At 70.2% G+C, this 21257-nt stretch carries 3 protein-coding genes; all 3 read right to left on the bottom strand.

Features of this window, described 5'->3' with window-relative positions:
- Positions 1-47: 47 nt before the first annotated feature.
- The 3 genes from ACFWUR_RS08150 to ACFWUR_RS08140 all read right to left on the bottom strand — a co-directional run bounded on the left by ACFWUR_RS08150 (position 48) and on the right by ACFWUR_RS08140 (position 21029).
- Complete coding sequence (locus tag ACFWUR_RS08150) at positions 48-7577, bottom strand: amino acid adenylation domain-containing protein (RefSeq protein ID WP_378903800.1); 7530 nt, start codon at positions 7575-7577, stop codon at positions 48-50.
- Positions 7578-7775: 198 nt separating this feature from the next.
- Complete coding sequence (locus ACFWUR_RS08145; protein WP_378903797.1) at positions 7776-13670, bottom strand: amino acid adenylation domain-containing protein; 5895 nt, start codon at positions 13668-13670, stop codon at positions 7776-7778.
- A gap of 75 nt (positions 13671-13745) precedes the next feature.
- Entirely contained in the window at positions 13746-21029 is a 7284-nt protein-coding gene (locus tag ACFWUR_RS08140) for an amino acid adenylation domain-containing protein (protein ID WP_378903794.1), read from the bottom strand.
- Positions 21030-21257: the final 228 nt, after the last annotated feature.

Here is a 21257-nt window from a genome sequence, read left to right as displayed (position 1 = left end):
AGTCCCCTCCGTTCGACGGAGCCGACTAGCTGCTGCCCGGTCATGCACTAACCACCTGTTCCATCCATCCCGACCGCCGCGTGACGCTGCTGCGGCTGTCCGGCGCTGCCGATCATCTCACTGAGCGCGACGATCGTCGCGCCGGCACCCGCACCCGGGGCCGCGACCGCCACGGCCGACTCGGTGAACACGTGGCTCACTTCATCGGCGCCGTCGTCGGGCCCCATCACCAGCGTCGAGCCGACGATGCCGGCCGCGACGATCTCCAGCACACCGGCCACCGAATCCGGCCGCCCGGCCGCCCTCGTGCGTGATTCGAAGCTGAGCCCGGTCTGCTGGGCCACCCGTTCGGCGGCACCGGCCAGCTCGTCGTAGCTCAGCGTGCGGCCACCGCCGACAAAGGCCACATCGTCGCCGCGCAGCGCACGGGTGCGGTGCGCGTATCCGATGGGGCGCGGTGACTCCGCGGCCAGCTCCGCTTTCAACGCGGGGTCGGCCAGGTCGTACCAGTCCAGGCCGTCCGGCGGGTCGAGGATGTCCAGGGCCATGCCCAGCTTCACCTCGAGCCGGGCGGGCAGCTCGGCGTCCATCGACAGCAGCGGCACCACCGCGGCGCCCGCCTTGAGCACCGCCCAGGTGGCGATCGCCGAGTTCACCCCGCGATCGAGGCGCACCGCCACCCCGGAGCCGGGACCGGCTCCGCGCGCGATCAGCGAGCGCGCCAATTGTGAGGAGCGGGCGTCGAACTGGTTATAGGACAGCGCGTGCTCGCCCAGGTCGATCGCGGGCGCGTCCGGGTCCTCTTCGACCGCGGCCGCCAGTTCTTGCGCCAGTGCGGCGCCGTTGGCCGACGGCACCGACGCGTAGGCGGCCGCGGTCAGTTCGCGTTCGCGTTCCCTGGCGTCGCGCAGGTCGATGTCGCCGACCCGGACCGTCGGGTCAGCGGCCACCGCGGTGACGATCTCGGTGAGGCCGCGCACGAAGGTCTCCACGGTGTGCTCGTCGAAGAGATCGGTGGCGTAGGTGAAGACGAAACCGAGCTCGTCGGGCTCCCCGGTCGGAGTGAGGCGGGGCGCCACATTGACCTGCAGGTCGACCTTGGCCGAGCGAGCGGCCGGATCCACCGCCTCGATGGTGAGTCCGGGCAGGCGAAGCACGGGTGTCTCGTTGTTGTGGAACGACAGCACCACCTGGAACAGGGGGTTGTGCGAGATGGTGCCGGTCGGCGCCAGCTCCTCGACGACCCGCTCGAAGGGCAGGTCGGCATGCGCGAAGGCGGCGAGGCCGACTTCGCGTGCGGCGCTGACCAATTCATCGAAGCCGCGGCGCGGATCGACTTCGGTGCGCAGCGTCAGCGTGTTGACGAACATGCCGACCAGGTCGTCGAGTTCGGGTTCGCCCCGACCGGCGATGGGGGTACCGATCGCGATGTCGGTGCTGCCGGAGATCCGCGCGAGCAGCACGGCCAGCGCCGCGTGCACGACCATGAACAGCGAGGCGTTGTGGCTGCGCGCGATCTCCACCAGTCGCACGTGGACGTCGGCGGGCAGGGTGGTGCTCACGTCGGCACCGCGCAGCGAGGCGTGCGGTGGGCGCGGATGATCGTAGGGCAGCTCGACCGTGCCGGACTGGCCGGCCAGAGTGTGGCGCCAGAAGTTCAGCTGCCGTGTAGCGGTGGAGGTTTCGTCGTCCTCGGAGCCCAGCAGTATGCGCTGCCAGAGCGCGTAGTCGGCGTACTGCACCGGCAGCGGCGGCCAACTGGGTGAGCGGCCTTCCACGCGGGCCCGATAGGCGATCGCGAGGTCGCGGGCCAGCGGGGCGAGGGAGGCGCCGTCGGCGATGATGTGCTGCACCACCACGGCGAGCACATGATCTTCCTCGGCCAGCGGGTCGTCGGAGGGCACCGTGAACAGCCCGGCGCGCAACGGAACTCGTTCGGCGACGTCGAAACCGCCTGCGAGCAGACGCATCACCCGGTCGAGCGGATCGTCGCATTCCTCGATGGGCAGCCCGGTCGGCAGGACCGCGCTGACGGGCAGGATCTCCTGGTAGGGAACGGCTTCGGGACCGTCGGCCGGGAAGCGGGTGCGCAGCGCCTCGTGCCGTTCGAGCACATCGGCGACCGCGTAGCGCAGGGCCGAGGTGTCGAGAGCGCCGCGCAGGCGAAGGACCAGCGGGATGTTGTAGGCCGGTGAGTCCGGATCGATGCGGTTGAGCAACCACATCCGCTGCTGCGCGGGCGAGAGCGGTACCACGCCACGGTCCTGCGCCGGAATCAGCGGCGGTCGTGGCGCGGCCACCGAACCGGGGCGAACGCGGGCCGCGAGCGAGCCGACGGTCGGCGCCTCGAACAGGTCACGCACCACCAGATCGGTGCTCAACGCCTGGTCGATGCGGGCGATGGCCCTGGTGGCCAGCAGCGAGTTGCCGCCGCGGTCGAAGAAGTTGTCGTCGAGCCCGATCTCGGACACACCGAGCAGGGTCGCGAACACCTCGGCGACGCTGAGTTCGATGGGGGTGGTCGGCGGGCGGAAGGTGGCGGCGGCGGTGAACTCCGGTGCCGGTAGCGCGGCCCGGTCGAGCTTGCCGTTGGTGGTCATCGGCAGTTCCGGTACCACCACGACAGCGTCGGGAACCATGTAGCCGGTGAGGAATTCGGCCACGCCGGCGCGAACTTCCACCGGGTCGAGGGCAGTGACCACACGCCCCTCGGCAGGACCGACCTGCTCGTCGACGGACCCCGGCCCGCCGTCTGGACGACCGAAGCGTGCCCCGACCGGGCCCTTCGGAGCGGTGACCTCGGGTGCGACCACACCGCTCGCCGGGACGACGTAGGCGATCAAGCGGTCGCCGGCGAGCTCGTCGGCGCGCACGATCACCGCGGACTGACCGACGCCGGGTACGCGGAGCAACGCGGCCTCGATCTCGCCCGGTTCGACCCGGAAGCCGCGCAATTGGACCTGCTGGTCGCCGCGTCCGCCGTACTCGAGGGTGGGGGTGCCGCGGAAACCGATCCAGCGGCCGAGGTCGCCGGAGCGATAGCGGCGAGCGCCCGGTTCGCCGAACGGGTCGGCGACGAAGCGGGTGGCGGTGAGCCCCGGCTTGCCGAGGTAACCGCGTGAGAGTTGCTTGCCCGCGATGTAGAGCTCGCCCGCGACGCCGAACGGTACCGGTCGCAACCGGTCGTCGAGGACGACCACCGACAGACCGGGCAGTGCGCGGCCGATGAGGCTGCCGGGCAGCTCGGCGGCGGTGTCGTGCCGCCCGGCCGTCTCCGCTCCCCCGGCGTGCTCGGAATCCGATCCGGCCCGGTCGGCCACGATGTCGGCCGTGCGCGAGGTCAGGATCTGGTGGGAGACGTGCACAGTCGTCTCGGTGATGCCGTACATGTTGACGAGTTCCGGTGCGTCCGCGCCGTTTCCGTAGCGGTCGTACCAGCGGTTGAGCTTACGGGGGTCCAGGGCCTCGCCGCCGAAGACCACATAGCGCAGCGGCAGCGGGGCGGCCCCCGCGGCCTGCGCGGCGCGGTCGGCTTCGTCGAGTTGGGCGAAGGCAGTGGGGGTTTGGCTCAGGACCGTTACGTGCTCACGGGCCAGCAGTGCGCGGAATTCGTTCGGCGAACGCGAAGTCAGGTGGTCGACGACGACGACCGAGGAGCCGCCTGCCAGCGCACACCACAGCTCCCACACGGAGAAGTCGAAGGCGAAGGAGTGGAACACCGTCCACACGTCGTCGGTGTCGAAGGCGAACAGCAACTGGGCGTTGGCGAACAGCTCGAGCACATTGCGATGGGTCACGCCGACGCCCTTGGGCAGGCCGGTGGAGCCCGAGGTGTAGATCACGTACGCCAGGTGATCCGGTCGCAGCGGGGCGCGGCGTTCGGTCGACCGCAGCGGCGCGGCGGAGAAGGCGGCCTCGTCGCCGAGCAGCACCACCGGCAGGTCGGCGAACGATGTTCCCAGCGGCACCGTGGAGAGGGGATCGCGATCGGTCGCCGAAGTGAGCAGATCGACTTCGCCCGAAGTCGTCAGCAGCACAGTCGGTTTCGCGTCGGAGACCACGTATTCCAGGCGCTGCGCGGGATAGCCGGAATCGATCGGGAGATAGCCGGCGCCGGAGAGCAGCACGGCCAGTAAAGCGACCGGGAGCTCCGCGGTGCGCGCAACCGCGACGGCCACCAGGGTTTCCGGGCCCGCGCCCTTCGCGATGAGCGCACGGGCCAGGGCGGAGGAACGGCCGAGCAGGTCGGCGAAGGTGAGCGAGTCCTCCCCCGCCCTGACCGCGATCGCATCCGGACGCTGCTGCGCCTGGGCGCTGATCAGGTCGGCGAGGGTGACCTCGGGCACCGGCACCCCGGGCGACGCTCCCTCGCGCAGAACGAGTTCGCGTTCACCGGGCGCGAGCACATCGATATCGCCGACGGGCTTGGCCGGATCGGCGACCACCGCAGCGAGCAGCCGGGTCCAGCGATCGGCGAAATCGGCGACCGTGGCACGGTCGAAAAGGTCGGTGGCGTAGACGAAGGTGGCCGCCATGCCCTGCGGCGCGCCGTCGACGCCGATGTGTTCGGCGAGCTCCACCTGCAGATCGAACTTCGCCAGCGGCACCGTGAAATCGGCGGCGGAGACGGCGAGGCCGGGGAGCGCGAGGTCGGTGCGGGCCAGGTTCTGGAAGGTCAGCATCACCTGGAACAGCGGATGCCTGGCGGTGGAGCGCACCGGCTCCAACAGGTCGACCAGCCGCTCGAACGGCACGTCGGCGTGCCCGAAGGCGGCGAGATCGCGCGCTCTGACCTCGGTGAGCAGGTCGGCGAAGTTCGCCGCCGGATTCACCTCGGTGCGCAGGACCAGCGTGTTGACGAACATGCCGATCAGCTCGTCGAGCGCCTGCTCGCCGCGACCGGCGACCGGGGTGCCGATCGCGATGTCGCGGGTGCCCGAGAGCCGGGCCAGCAGCATCGCCAGCGCGGTGTGCACCACCATGAACAGCGTGGCGTTGTGCTCGCGGGCCAGTGCCGACAGGCCGGCGTGGACCGAGGCCGGTACCTGGATGCTCAGCGAACCGCCCGCCCGGCTCGACACGGCGGGACGTGGCCGGTCGGTGGGCAGTTCGAGCTGTTCGGGCAGGCCCGACAGGGTCGTGCGCCAGAAGGCCAACTGCGCGGCGAGCAGCGAATCCGGATCGTCCTCGGTACCGAGCAGTTCGCGCTGCCACAGCGTGTAGTCCACGTACTGCACCGGCAGCGGCGGCCACTGCGGCGCACCGCCGCCGCGCCGTTCGGCGTACGCGGTGAGCAGGTCCCTGGTCAGCGGCGCGAAGGAGAATCCGTCGGCGGCGATGTGGTGCACCACGCAGACGATGACGTGCTCGGTGTCGGAGATCGCGAGCACCCGCACCCGCACCGGCGGCCCGGCGCTCACGTCGAAGCCCGTCAGCGCCGCGGCCCCGATCGCCTCGGTCAGCTCGTCCTCGGCCACCTCGACGACGTCGAACTCGGGCGCCGCGGCGGGGTCGCCCGCCGCCAGCACCAGCTGGTGGCCTTCACCGTCGAGCACAGTGCCGGGTCCCGCGGCACCGCTGCCGTCGGATGCCGGGTACACAGTGCGAAGTACTTCGTGGCGCGCGATCAGGTCGGCGACCGCGGCGCGCAGGGCGGGCAGGTCGAGGCGGCCGGAGAGGCGGACCGCGACCGGGATGTTGTCCACCGCCGACGTGGGATCGAAGCGGTTGAGGAACCACATCCGCTGCTGGGCGTAGGACAGCGGCACCAGATCGGGGCGCGCACGCGGCGTCAGCGGGAGCGCGTGTGCCGTAAGCCGTTGCTGCTCGGCACGGTTGGCCAGCGCGGCGACCGTCGGCGCCTCGAACACCGCCTGCACCGGCACCCGCACGTCCAGCGCGGCGCCGATGCGGGCCACGGCCTGCGCGGCGAGCAGCGAATCGCCACCCAGTTCGAAGAAGTCGTCGTCGGCGCCGACCCGGCCCGCGCCGTCACGCAGCAACAACGCGGCGAACACGTCGGCGACCACCTGTTCGGCCGGGGTGGCGGGCGCACGGAAGCCGCGCACAGTGAACACCGGCGTCGGCAGCGCGCCACGATCGAGTTTGCCGACCGGGGTCAGCGGCAGTTCGTCGAGGACCATGATCACCGACGGAATCATGTACGCGGGCAACGATTCCGCGAGGAAATCGGCGAGCGCACCGGTGTCGACCGCGTGCCCGACGCGGGGCAGCACATAGGCGACCAGCGCCGTCGCGCCCGACGGCATCGTCTTGCCCAGCGTCACCGCGTAGTCGAGGTCGGGGTGAGCGGTGAGCGCGTTGTCGATCTCGCCGAGCTCGATCCGGAAACCGCGCACCTTCACCTGGAAGTCGGTGCGGCCCAGGTATTCCAGCGTGCCGTCGTGCTCGAATCTGCGCACCAGGTCACCGGTGCGGTACAGCCTGCCCGGCCCGAACGGCGAGGCGACGAAACGTTGCGCGGTGAGCCCCGACCTGCCCAGATACCCCTGCGCGAGCGCGGGACCGGACAGATACAGCTCACCGACCACCCCCGCGGGCACCGGCCGCAGCCGGGCGTCGAGCACGTACAGCCCCATACCGGGCACCGCGGAGCCGATGGTGATCGGCGCGTGCGCCTGGAGTTTTCCGGTGCTGGTGGCCAGGATCGTCGCCTCGGTCGGTCCGTACCCGTTGTAGAACGCGCGCCCGCCGGTCGCCCAGCGGCCGACCAGTTCCGGACCGAACCGATCGCCCGCGACGACCACGGTGGTCAGATCCGGCAGCCCGGCCGGGTCGACGGACTCGAGCGCACCCGGGGTGATCAGCAGGTGGGTGACGCGCTCACGGCGCAGCAGGTCCGACAGTTCGAAACCACCGAACACCCGCGGCGGCGAGATCACCAGCGTCGCACCGACACCGAACGGCAGCAGCAGCTCGAGCACCGACACGTCGAAGTTCGGTGAGCAAACATGCAGCACCCGCGAATCCGGTTGCACGCCAAAGTGTTCGCGCTCGGCTGCGACCAGGGAAGCCAGCCCGGCATGGGTGACCACGACGCCCTTGGGCTTGCCGGTGGAGCCGGAGGTGTAGATGACATAGGCGGGGTGGCGCTCGTCGATCGGGCGGACCCGGTCGGTATAGCTCACCGCGTGCGCGGGCCGCACGGCGATGCGTTCGGCGACCACCGGGTCGTCGAGTTCGATCCAGTATGCGGTGGTACCGAGGCGGGCGCGATGCGCCGCGGTGGTCAGGCCGATGCTCGCGCCGGAGTCGGCGACGATGTGGGCGATCCGATCGGCCGGGTAGGCCGGGTCGACCGGCACGTACGCGGCGCCGGTCTTCGCGATGGCCCACACCGCGAGCACCGACTCGATCGAGCGGGCGATGGCGATCGCGACGACGTCGCCCGCACCCATGCCCCGGTCGATGAGTTCCCGTGCCAAGCGCGAGGATTGCTCGTCCAGCTCGCGATAAGTGAGGTGCCGTTCCGCGCCGGGCATACCGGTGGGGTTGTATCGCAACGCGATCGAATCGGCCGCGGACTCGACGGCGGCCGTAAGCAGTTGACCGAACAACGGTGCACCGGTTGCGCGTCGGCGGCCGGCACGGCCCGTGCGGCGGGGGGTTTCCACAGACCAATACACCTCTCGCGTCCGGCGGCCGAGTCGGACACAGCATAGCCACACCTACATAGCTATCGCCGACCGTCGCCGAGGTGTGCGCCACGACACACCCACTCTATCGATACGGAATCGTAATACCGGTGGAGGGCGTTACGGGCACGTATCGCCGGACTGGTCCGCACCCGCGACGACCTGCGCAATCACCGGTCCCGACGTGGCTACCGCCGCACTCGCGAGCATGTCCTGGTGAGTGGCGTCGACCGGGTGGTCAGCAATGATTCCGCTGACGTAGCGCCGCCATCGGGAAGCACCGTGCCCCAGCTTTTCGGGGCTCCGCAATGCGGTGAAATAGGTGAGATCACCGTCGAACCGAGTCGGTTCCAGGTCGGCGAGCAGTGCCACCGCGTGCAACGCGCCACGGTACATCCCGACGAACTGGGCGCGCGAGATCGGCGAATCGGCGGCCAAAGCCGCGTGCAGCGACTCGAGTGCCTCGTCACCGAGTTCGGCGAGCTGGTCGGGTAATTGCGTCTCGGGAATGCCGAGTTCGACGAGCACCTGCCGTAACTCGGCACCGAAATCGGCCAGTGCGGCGCCGGGCAGGCTGTCGAGCATCGTCAGCGATGCCACTGTTTCGCCCTCGGCTTGCAGGCGGGTGGCGACGGCCTGGGCCAGCACCCCGCCCAGCGACCAGCCGAGCAGCTGGTAGGGCCCGTGCGGTTGCACACCGCGAACTTCGGCCACATAGCGGTCGATCAGCTCGTCGGCTGACGCGGGCCGGAAGTCCGGGTCGCTCAGTGCGGGCGACTGGATACCGACGACGGGCCGGTCGTCGGGCAGATGCGGCACGAGGCCCGCGTAGGCCCACGCCAGGCCGGAGACCGGGTGCACGCAGATCAGCGGTGCGCGAGTGCCGCGACGGCCGAGCGGGAGGACGACCGCGAGGGCGGCCTCGAGGTCGGCGGCCGTGGCCGGACCGTCGCCGAGACGGGCGGCGAGGCCGGACACGGTCGGATCGGCGAAGAAGGCGGCGACCGTGAGTTCGACTCCGGTGTGTTCGCGCAGGTGGTGCACGACGCGGGTGGCGAGCAGGGAGTTGCCGCCGAGGGCGAAGAAGTCGTCGTCGAGGCCGGGCATTCGCGCACCGAGGACCTCGGTGAACACGGCGGCTACGGCGAACTCGTGATCGGTCTCGGGCGCACGGTAGCGGCGGGGTTCGAGAACCGGTTCGGGCAGCGCCGCTCGATCGAGTTTGCCGTTCGCGTTCAGCGGGAGGTGGTCGAGCACGACGAAGGCCGAGGGAATCATGTACGACGGCAGTACCTGCGCGACCACAGATTTGGCGTCGCCTGTGGTGAGTGTGCGCCCGGGCGTGGGTACGACGTAGGCGACGAGCCGATCGCCGAGCTGCGGATCGGTCATGGCAAGGACCGCCGCCTGGGCGACCTGTGGTGCGGCGAGCAGGGCGGACTCGATGTCGCCGAGTTCGATCCGGAAGCCGCGAATCTTCACCTGGAAGTCGGTGCGGCCGCGGTAGTCGAGCTCACCGTCAGCGTTCCACGCGACGAGGTCGCCGGTGCGATACATGCGCGCGCCACCGACTTGCGCGGTCGGCTCCTCACCCGGAGCACCACCATCGAATCCTGCGAACGGATCGGCGACGAAGCGGTCGGCGGTGAGGTCGGGGCGGGCGTGGTAACCACGGGCCAGTTGTGCGCCCGCGAGGTACAACTCGCCCGCGACACCGACCGGGACCGGGCGCAGGCGGGCGTCGAGGACGTACACGCGGCTGTTCCATTCGGGTCGGCCGATCGGGACCGTGGTGTGGTCCGCGGTGGTGACACGGTGGTCGGTGACCGAGACCGCGGCCTCGGTGGGGCCGTACAGGTTGTGCAGATCCGCGGCGGTGCTCGCGAGGAAGCGCTGGGCGGTGGCGGCGGGAAGGGCCTCCCCGATGGCCAGCACGCGGCGCAGCGAATCCGCGAGGGTGCCGGCGGATTCGGTGAGCAGGGCATCGAGCATCGAGGGCACTACGTGCAGGGTTGTCACCGAGTGCTCGGCGAGTACGCGGAGCAGGTAAGCGGGGTCGCGGTGCCCCTCGGGGGTGGCGATCACCAGTCGGCCGCCGCAGACCGCGGCCGACCAGAACTCCCAGACCGAGAGGTCGAAGGTGGCGGCGGTCTTCAACAGCACCGAGTCTTCGGGACCGAGGCCGAAAGCGGCTGTCTTCCACAGCAACTGGTTGACCACTGCGCCGTGCGAGACGGCGACACCCTTCGGCTTGCCGGTCGAACCGGAGGTGAAGATGACGTAGGCCGTGTTCGCCGGGCGCAGCACGCCGATGCGCTCGCTCGCCGCGATCGGAGCGGGCGAGACCGCGGACAGGTCGATCGCGTCGACGGCGATCACCGGCGAGGACGCACCGGTGAAACCCTCTCGTGTGGTGGTCATTACGCATGCCGGCGCCGCCGTCCCGAGGACGTGCTCGATGCGGTCCGCGGGTTGATCCGGGTCCACCGGGACATACGCGGCCCCGGCCTGGATCACCGCGTACATGGCCACGACCAGGTCGGCGGATCGGCGCATCGCCAGCGCGACCCGGTCCTCGACGCGCACACCCTGCGTGACCAGGTGCCGCGCGAGCTGATTCACTCGCGCGGCGAATTCGCCGTACGTGAGCTGTGTGCCGTCGGCATCGACGAGCGCCACTCGATCGGCGTTGTCCGCGGCGGTCTCGGCGAACAGCGCGGCGAGTGTGGTGGGCGGGCAGGCCGTCTCGGTCGCGTTCCAGCCGTGCAGGATTCGTTCCCGCTCGGCGGTGGAGAGCAGTTCGAGCTCGTCGACGGGGCGTTCCGGGGCGGTCGCGATCGCGGTGAGAACGCGCGCGAAACGATCCGCGTAGGTCTGCGCGGTCGACGCGTCGAAAAGATCGGTGGCGTAGGTGAATACGCCACCGATGCCCTGCGCGACACCCGCGCTGTCGTAGGTGTCGGTCACGACGGCGTGCAGATCGAACTGCGACACCGCGAGGTCCACGTCGACGCTCTCGACCGCGGTCTCACCGAGCTCGAGACCGGTGCGGCTGAGGTTCTGGAAGGACAGCCCGACCTGGAACAGTGGATGGCGGGCGGTGGAGCGGGCCGGGTTGATCGCCTCGACGAGGCGTTCGAACGGGAGGTCGGCGTTCGCGAACACCTGCAGATCGGTGTCGCGTTGGCGGGCCAGAAGTTCGGTGAAGGTCTCGCCGGGGGCGAGAGTGGTGCGAAAGACCAGGGTGTTGACGAACATCCCGATCAGGTCGTCGAGCGCGGCCTCGCCACGGCCGGCGATGGGGGTACCGATCGCCAGGTCGTCGGTACCCGCCAGCCGAGCCAAGGTCACGGCGAGGGCGGTGTGCACCACCATGAACAGGGTCGCGCCGTGCTCGCGCGCCAAAGCCAGCAGGGCGCGGTGGGTTTCGGCGTCGACCTCGATCCCGACGCGACCGCCGGCGAAGGACTGCACCGCGGGACGCGGCCGGTCGGCGGGCAGGTCGAGCTGGTCGGGCAGGCCGGCCAGCGCCCCACGCCAGTAGGCGAGCTGGGCCGAGGCCAGCGACTGCGGGTCCTCCTCGCTACCGAGCAGACTCCGCTGCCACAGCGCGTAGTCGGCGTACTGCACGGCCAGCGGCGCCCACTCCGGCGCGCTGCCCGCCGAGCGCGCCGCGTAGGCGAGCATGAGGTCTCTGGTCAGCGGTGTGAGCGAGGAGCCGTCACCGGCGATATGGTGCACGACCACCGCGAGCACCGCTTCGTCGGTACCGAGCTCGAACAGCGCGACCCGCAACGGCACCTGGCTGCGCACATCGAAACCCGACGAACCGAACTCGTGCACGGCGGCGGTGAGCTGGTCGGGTGCGATCGAGCGCACCTCGAGCCGCGGCGTCGCGTCGGTCTCGGCCAGGATCTGCTGGACCGGCCCGTCGTCGGTCTCGGGGTAGATCGTGCGCAGGGTTTCGTGCCTGGCGACGAGGTCGGCCACGGCAGCGCGCAGCGCCTCGGCATCGATGGCACCGTGCAGACGCACCGCCATCGGGATGTTGTAGGCGACCGACCCGGGGTCGAATTGGTTGAGGAACCACATCCGCTGCTGGGCCAGCGACAGTGGGATCAGCGCGGGCCGCTCCCCCGCCGTCAGCGCGGGACGTGCACCGGCGCCGGCGGTTTCGGCGAGACGGCGCGCCAGCGACTCCACCGTCGAGGCCTCGAACAGCAGCCGCACCGGAAAATCGGTGTCCAACGCGGCGCCGAGGCGGGCGGCGATCTGGGTGGCCATCAGCGAGTTGCCGCCGAGCGCGAAGAAGTCGTCGTCGAGGCCGAGCGCGGCGTCACCGAGGTCGAGTACCTGCGCGAACGTCCCCGCGACGATCTGCTCGACCGGCGTTGCGGGAGCGCGGAATTCGGCGTGTTCGAGGATCGGCGCCGGTAGTGCGCCGCGATCGAGTTTGCCGACCGGGGTGAGCGGGATGGTGTCGATCTCCATCAGGACGGTCGGCACCATGTGCGCGGGCAGGGCGCGCTCGGCGAACTCGGTGAGCGCGGCAGTATCGATGCCCGCGCCGGGCGCGGCGTGCACGTAGGACACCAGAATGGTGGCGCCACTGTCGAGTTCGTGGCCCACGGTGGCAGCGAAGTCGAGACTCGGGTGCGCCGAGAGTACGGCGTCGATCTCACCGAGTTCGATCCGAAAGCCGCGAATCTTCACCTGGAAGTCGTTGCGGCCCACGTAGTCCAGCGCGCCTTCGGCGGTCCAGCGCACGAGATCGCCGGTGCGATAGAGGCGAGAACCGGCCGGGTCGAACGGATTCGCGACGAAGCGCGCCGCGGTGAGACCGGGGCGGGCGTGGTAGCCACGGGTCAGCTGGGCGCCGGTGATGTAGAGCTCGCCGGTGACACCCGGCGGGACCGGACCGAGCCGGTCGTCGAGAACATATTCGGCCACACCGTGGACAGGGCCACCGATGGTCATCGGGTCGCCGGGTTTCAGCGGCACACTGATGTTGGTGACGATGGTCGTCTCGGTGGGGCCGTACACATTGTGGAACTCGCGCAGTGTGCCATCCGCGAGCGGAACCGCCCAGCGCCGCAGCAGTTCCGGCGCGACGGTCTCGCCGCCCACGGCCACCACCCGGAAGTCGTCGAGCCCGTCCGGGTCGATCGAGGCCAGCGCGGCCGGGGTGATGAACGCGTGGCTCACCCGCTCGCGACGGAGCAGGGCGGCCAGGTCGTCGCCGCCGTACACACTGGGGTCGACGATCACCATCGTGGCACCCGCCCCGATCGCCAGCAGCAGCTCGAGCAGCGAGGCATCGAACGACGGCGAGGCGAAATGCAGGGTACGCGAGAAGTATTCGACACCGTAGTGCCTCCGCTGTTCCGCGCAGAACCCAGCGAGCCCGGCCTGGGTCACCGCGACGCCCTTGGGCAGACCGGTGGAGCCGGAGGTGTAGATGAGGTAGGCGAGGTCCTCGGCCCGGACCGGACGCAGCCGGTCGGCAGAGGTGATCGCCTCGCCGGAGATATTGTCCAACAGCGGGCTCTCGGTGAGATCGCCGCCCGCCCCGGTCGAATCGCTGTCGAGTGCGAGCCATTCCACCTGCGCGGGTAGCCGGGCGCTCACGGCGGCGACGGTCAGGCCGAAGACCGCGCCGGAGTCGGTGACCATGTGAGCGACACGGTCCGACGGGTAGTTCGGATCGACCGGGACGAAGCCCGCGCCGGTTTTGGTGACCGCCCAGACCGCGAGTACCGACTCGATGGAACGGGGGATTCCGATGGCTACCAGGTCGCCCGCGCCGATGCCGCGGCCGATCAGCAGCCGGGCGATGCGGTTGGAGCGCTCGTCGAGTTCGGCGTAGGTGAGGCTGCCGAGGGTGTGGGTGGCGTCGGCGAGGACGACCGCGAGACCGTCGGGGTTGGTCTCGACCGCGGTGGCCAGCAGCTGTGCCAACGCGGTGACGCGCGGGCGGCGCGTGCGCACCGGTCGGGTTCGTGCCGGTCGTGTCATAGCTGTTCCACCTCACCCATCACCGAAACTTGTTGTCTCGCACCGACTACCGGCTCGTCGGCGCGGCAGCCGGGCTCATGCCACCGGTGCGCGCAGATCCCCGAGCACCAGCACCACATCGGCCGAACCCGGATTGCCCGGAGCGGCATCGTCGGCGACCAACGCCTGCAGCTCGCTGAGCTCGGCGGTGTCGAGCGCCTCGATTCCCGCCCGATCACCGAACAGGTGGGTCACCCACTCCTCGGCCAGCGCCGCCGACAACTCGCCCGCGGCATCGGGCGTCGCCGCCGCGGGCACGACCACCATCGAGGCACCGGCCACACCCGCGGCCACCGGTTCGACCAGCGCGGCGAAGCTGTCCGCGGCGCCGGAGCCGAAGGTCCGCGCTTCGAAGGTCAGGCCGGCATCGGCGCGCACCCGCGCACCGGCCGTGGCGAGTTCGTCGTAGCTGCGAGTGCCGCCCGCCCCGACGAAGGCCGGGTCGCCGCCGCGCAGGGCTCGGGTGCGGTCGGCGTAGGTGACCGGGCGGGCGGACTGGGTGGACAGTTCGGTCTTGATCGCCGGGTCGTCGAGAGAGATCCAGTCGATGCCGCGGGTTTCGCCGACGGTGAGCCCGAGTTTGGCGACGGGCTCGGTGTGCGGCTCGGTGCCGGTCACCGGAACCACGGCCGCGCCCGCCTTGAGGATCGACCAGACCGCGACAGCCCAGTCGACACCGCGCGCGAGATCGACGGCCACACCGTCTCCGGGACCGAAGCCACGGCCGATCAGCAGCCGAGCCAGTCGCGACGAGCGGGCGTCGAGCTGATCGAAGGTCAGCGCGTCGTCGCCCCAGACGAGGGCCGGGCCGTCGGGATCGTCCTCGGCCGCGGCGGTGAAGGCCTGGGCGAGGGTGGTGCCACCCGACGGTGCGCTCGGCGCGGGAGCCTGTGCCGCGCCGGCGAGCAGCCGAGCGCGTTCGGACTCGTCGAGGATGTCGATGTCGCCGATGCGGATCTGCGGGTCGGCGGCGACGGCGGTCAGGATCCGGGCGAAGCGGGCGCCGATGCTGCGCACCGTGGACTCGTCGAACAGATCGGTGGCGTAGTTGAACAGGGTGACCAGTTCGTCGGGTTCGCCCGCGGCGGTGAAGCGCGGTTCGACGTCGACCTGCAGGTCGAACTTGGCCGCGACCGCGGTTTCCAGCGCGTTCACGGTGAGACCGGGGAGTTCGAGCGCGGCGGCCTCGTTGTTGCTGAAGGTGAGCGCCACCTGGAACAGCGGACTCTGCGCGCCGCCCCGACCCGGCGCGACGACCTCGGCGACCCGCTCGAACGGCAGGTCGGCGTTGGCGAACGCGCCGAGGTCGGTCTCGCGAGCGACGTCGACGGCTTCGTCGAACGAACCGGCCGGGTCGAGCCTGGTGCGCAGGGTCAGGGTGTTGACGAACATGCCGACCAGCTCGTCGAGCGCCCGCTCGCCGCGCCCGGCGACCGCGGTGCCGATGGCGATATCCGAGGTACCCGACAACCGGCCGAGCAGCACGGCCAGCGCGGCGTGCACGACCATGAACAGCGACGACTTGTGTTCACGCGCAAGGTGGTTCAGAGCCTCGTGCACCTCGGCGGGCAGGCGCAGCTCGGAGGTGGCGCCGCGCAGGGTCGGCACCGACGGACGCGGGCGGTCCTGCGGCAGCTCCAACAGCGGGGGCACGCCGGCCAATTGAGCGCGCCAGTAGTCGAGCTGGGCGGCGGCCGGGGAGTCGGGCTGATCGTCGTCGCCGACGACCGCGCGCTGCCACAGCGCGAAGTCCGCGTACTGGACTTCCAGAGGCGCCCACCCCGGGCTCTGCCCGGCGGCACGCGCGACATACGCGGTCATCAGGTCGCGAGCGAGCGGCGCCAGCGACGCACCGTCAGCCGAGATGTGGTGCACCACGACGACCAGCAGCCAGTCGGCCGAGGCACCGTCGGTGAGCAACCGCACGCGCAGCGGCACCTCGCGCGTCACCTCGAACCCGGCTTGGGCGAGTTCGGCTGCGCGAGTGAGGATCTCGGTGGTCGTCTCGACCTCGAGGCCGTCGGGCAGTACGTCGGCCACCTCGACAATCTCTTGCACGGGGTTGCCGTCGACCGTGGGGAAGAAGGTGCGCAGCGATTCGTGCCTGCCGACCACGTCGGTGACCGCGGCATCGAGCGCGGCCACGTCGAGCTCGCCGGTGAGTCGGATGGCGAAGGGGATGTTGTACGAGCCCGAAGCGGGATCGAGCTGGTTGAGCACCCACATGCGCTGCTGCGCCAACGACAGCGGAATACGTTGCGGCCGTTCGGCAGCCACCAGGGCAGGACGGGCACCGGCACCGCTCGCCCCGCCGATGCGCGCCGACAGCGCCGACACCGTCGGCGTCTCGAACAGGTCGCGGATGGTGAGATGGGCGTCGAGGGCCTCGTTGATGCGAGCGGTCGCGCGGGTGACCAGCAGCGAGTTGCCGCCGAGTGCGAAGAAGTCGTCGTCGGCGCCGACCCGGGCCATGCCGAGCAGGTCGGCGTAGATCCCGGCGATGATCTCTTCGGCCGGCGTGGCCGGCGCGCGGAACTCACCCGCGGTGAAGGTCGGCGCGGGCAGTGCCTTGCGGTCGAGCTTGCCACTCGGGTTGAGCGGGAACTCCGCCAATTCGACGAGCACGGCGGGAATCATGTACGCGGGCAACGATTCCCCGATGGTGGCGAGCAACGAAGCCTGCTCGACCCGCTCCCCCGGCTTGGGCACCACATAGGCGACCAACTGCTCACCACCCGGCGAGTCGGCCACGAGCGCGACGGCCTGGCTGATCGCGGACTGCGCCAGCAGCGCGGTCTCGATCTCGCCCAGCTCGATCCGCTGACCACGGAACTTCACCTGGAAATCGGTGCGCCCCAGGTACTCCAGCGTGGGCGCGTCGTCCACGGTGCGCCAGACGACGAGGTCACCGGTGCGATACATCCGCACACCGGACTCGAAGGGGTTGGCCACGAACCGATCCGCGGTCAGATCAGGGCGCGCCACATAGCCGCGGGCGAGCTGATCGCCCGCGAGGTACAGCTCGCCGACCACCCCGGCGGGCACCGGCCGCAACCGCGAATCCAGCACGTACACACGGGTATTCCACTGCGGAACGCCGATCGGCACCGAACCGCGATCGGTCTCGCTCGCGGGCCGATAGGTCACCGAGACCGCGGCCTCGGTCGGGCCGTACAGGTTGTGCACCTGTGCGGTCGACACGGCGCGCATCGCCGAGACCGTCTCCGGCGGCAGCGCCTCGCCGATCGCGAAGACCTCGCGCAGCGTCGGGATCGAGCCCGGCGCGGTATGCGCGGCGAACACCGTCAGCATCGACGGCACGAAGTCCGTCACTGTGACACTCTGCGCCGCAATGGTTTCCGCGATATAGGCCGGATCACGGTGTCCGTCGTGGGTCGCCACGAGCAGCTTCGCGCCGCTGCGCAGCGGCATGAAATAGCCCCACAGCGACACGTCGAAGGTGGTCGCGGTCTTCTGCAGGTACACATCGCCGGGACCGAGTGGGTACTCGGCCAGCATCCACGCGATCTGGTTGTCGATCGCCGCATGCGACACCGCGACGCCCTTGGGACGGCCGGTCGAACCCGAAGTGAAGATGACGTAGGCAGGGTGCTGCGGCAACACCGGACGGATCAGCTCGGCGGCAGCCAGCGGCGCGCCCGAGAAGCCGGCCAGCGCCACGGTGTCCATCGTGATCACCGGCGTACCGGCGGGCACATCGACCGCATCGGTGCTGGTGGTGAGCACACACACCGGCTGCGCGGTGTCGAGGACGTGGGCGATACGCTCGGCCGGGTGGTCCGGGTCCAGCGGCACATACGCGCCGCCGGCGGTGACGATCGCGTACATGCCGACCACCAGGTCCAGCGAACGCCGCACAGCCAGGCCGACCAGCGACTCGGCACCGACCCCCTGCCGCACCAGCAACCGGGCCAACCGGTTCACGCGCTCGTCGAACTCACGGTAGGTCAGCTCGGTGCCCTCATAAGCCAGCGCGACGGTGTCGGGATGCGCCTCGACCGCGCGACGGTAACCGTCGAGCAGCAACGCGGGTGCGAGCTCGTGGCGAGTGTCGTTCCACCGCAGCAGGATTCGTTCGCGCTCGACGGGCTCGAGCAGCTCGATCGCACCCACCGGCCGAGCCGGATCAGCCACGACCTCACCCAGCAGACGCACCAGGCGCTCAGCGAATCCCGCGATCGTGGCCTCGTCGAACAAGTCGGTGGCGTAGGTGAACGCGGCCGAGACGCCGCCGGCGACGCCGTCGCTCTCCAGCGGAACGACGGTGAGCTCGAGGTCGAACTTCGCGAACGGCACGGCCAGGTCGACACCGGCCACGGTGAGGCCGGGCAGCTCCAGCTCGGAACTGGCCAGGTTCTGGAAGGTGAGCATCACCTGGAACAGCGGATGGCGCGCCATCGACCGAGCCGGGTCGAGCAACTCGACGAGGCGCTCGAACGGCACATCGGCATGCCCGAAGGCGGCCACGTCGGCCTTGCGGACGCCGCCGAGCAGTTCGTCGAAGCTGCGGGCGGGATCCACCTCGGTGCGCAGCACGAGGGTGTTGACGAACATGCCGATCACGTCGTCGAGCATCGCTTCACCGCGACCGGCGACGGGGGTGCCGACGGCGATGTCGGTGGTGCCCGACAGGCGGGCGAGCAGCACGGCGAGCGCGGTGTGCACCACCATGAACAGCGTCGAATTGTGTTCGCGGGACAGCCGATCCAGCGCGGCGTGAGTGGCGGCGTCGATCCGGAAATCGAAGCTGGCGCCCTGGTTGGTCATCGCGGCGGGGCGGGGCCGGTCGGCGGGAAGGTCCAATTGCTCGGGCAGCCCGGCCAATTCGTCGCGCCAGTAGGCGATCTGCTGGGCCAGCAGCGAATCCGGATCCGTTTCGGCACCGAGCATCGCACGCTGCCAGAGGGTGAAGTCGGCGTACTGGACCGGCAGCTCACGCCACTGCGGCGCCGAATCGCGCAGTCGGTAGGAGTAGGCCGAGATCAGGTCGCGGGTCAGCGGCGCCATCGAGAAGCCGTCCGCGGCGATGTGGTGCACCACGCAGAGCAGCACGTGTTCCTCGGCGCCGAGGCGGAACAACCGCACCCGCACCGGCGGCGCCACCGCGACGTCGAAACCGGCCACCGCCTGCTCGGTGATCAGGCGCGGCAACTGCTCGGCAGTCGCGTCCACCACCTCGAGCGGCGGCACCGCCCTCGGGTCGCTTTCCGGCAGGACCAACTGCACGGCGTAGCCGTCGACCTCGGGGTAGATCGTGCGCAGCACCTCGTGGCGGCCGACCAGATCGGCCACCGCCGCGCGCATCGCGGCGACATCGAGGTGCCCGGTCAGGCGCACCGGCAGCGGAATGTTGTTGGCGCCGCTGCTCGCGTCGAACCGATTGAGGAACCACATCCGCTGCTGCGCGTACGACAGCGGAATCTGCTCGGGACGCACCTGTGCGGTCAGCGGATTACCGGTGCCGTCGCCGACATGTGACTCGACCCGGGCGGCCAGCGCCGACACCGTCGAGGCTTCGAACACCAGCTGCACCGGCACCCGCGCGTCGAGCGCGGAACCGATCCGTGCCACGGCCTGCGCGGCCAGCAGCGAGTTGCCACCGAGTTCGAAGAAGTCGTCGTCGGCGCCGACCCTGGTGCCGTCGGTGTCGACCCCGAGCAGTTCGGCGAAGACCCGCGCGATGATCTCCTCGATCGGCGTGCTCGGCGCACGGAACTCGCGGACGGTGAACAGGGGTTCCGGCAAGGCTTTTCGGTCGAGCTTGCCGGTCGGGGTCAGCGGGATCTCGTCGAGCAACATGACCGCGGCGGGCACCATGTACGCGGGCAGCAGCGCCGACAGGTGGTGGGTCAGTTCGGCCGGGGTCACCGTGGCGCCGGCACGAGGCAGCACGTAGGAGACGAGCGAGGTGGCGCCACTGGGCAGGGTTCGGCCGAGCGTGGCCGCGAAGTCGACGTCGGATCGGGTGGTGAGCGCGTTGTCGATCTCGCCGAGCTCGATCCGCAGACCACGGATCTTGACCTGGAAGTCCGAGCGGCCCAGGTACTCGAACTCCCCGGCAGCGTTGCGGCGCACCAGATCACCGGTGCGGTAGAGGCGTCCACCCGGGGCGCCCGCGTCGGTGCCGAACGGGTTGGCCACGAACCGTTCCACGGTGAGTTCCGGGCGATCCAGGTAGCCCTGCGCCAGCGCCGGACCGGCCAGGTACAGCTCGCCGACCACGCCGGTCGGCACCGGACGCAGGCGCGCGTCCAGGACGAAGGCCGCGACGCCCGGGATCACCGAACCCAGCGTCACCGCCTGACCGGCGGTCATCTCGCCGGTGGTCACCATGACGGTGGCCTCGGTGGGTCCGTAGGCGTTGAACACCGAACGGCCATGGGCCGCCCAGCGACTCACCAGTTCGGGGCTCAGCTTGTCGCCACCGGTGACGACCACTCGCACACTGTCGACCTGTGTGCAATCCACCGACTCGAGCGCGCCGGGGGTGATCAATAGGTGCGAAACCTGTTCGCGGTCGAGCAGATCGGCGAGTTCGTCACCACCGAACACTGTCGGCGGCACCACGACCAGGGTGGCGCCCGCCGTGAAGGTGAACAGCATCTCCATCAGCGAGAAGTCGAAGCTGGGCGAGCTCAGGTGGGTCACCCGCGAAGTCGCGTCGATCCGGTACTGCGCACCCACCGCCGCCATCGTCGACAGGCCGGTCTGGGTCACCACCACGCCCTTGGGCAGACCGGTGGAACCGGAGGTGTAGATGACGTAGGCCGGGTGGCGCTCGTCGAGCGTGCGCACCCTGTCGCTGTAGGAGATGGCGTGCGCGGGCTGCGCGGCGATCCGGGCCACCACCTGCGGGTCGTCGAGTTCGAGCCAGCTCGTCGAGTCGCCGAGACCGGGCCGGTGCGCGGCGGTGGTCACGCCGAGCACTGCCCGGGCGTCGGTGACGATGTGGGCGATGCGGTCGGCCGGGTAGGCCGGGTCGACCGGCACGTAGGCCGCGCCGGTCTTCGCCACCGCCCACACGCTGAGCACGGATTCGATCGAGCGGGTGATCGCGACGGCGACGATGTCGCCGGGACCCACGCCGCGGGTGATCAGTTCCCTTGCCAGCTGGGAGGACTGCTCGTCGAGCTCACGATAGGTGAGCTCACGCTGGTCAGCGGGGTCACCGGTGGGGTTGAAACGAATGGCGATCGACTCGGCAGCCGATTCGACGGCGACCGTCAACAGCTGCCCGAATGCCGGACTGCTCGACCGGCGACGGCGGTTACCGCGGGCAGAACGACGGGCAGTTTCCATTCGAGTTCATTCACCTCTCATCGAGCCTGAACGCGCGGCGATCCCGCACAGTGCAGATCGAGCCATCATATCGACCGGCGAACTACCGTCGGAGTCAGCGCCGGATGCCCCCAACACTCGGGCCCAAAGGAGTATCGGCTCGACAACACAACGTGTTGCCGCTTCAACAGCAAAGTGACGGGGCTCATACGAACCACCGTCACTGCCTGTGCGGAGAAAAGCTCCGCT

The organism is Nocardia sp. NPDC058633 (assembly GCF_042717045.1).
Lineage (GTDB): Bacteria > Actinomycetota > Actinomycetes > Mycobacteriales > Mycobacteriaceae > Nocardia.
Note: the sequence above shows the minus strand (reverse complement) of the source record. Positions and strands in the feature narration are given on the sequence as shown.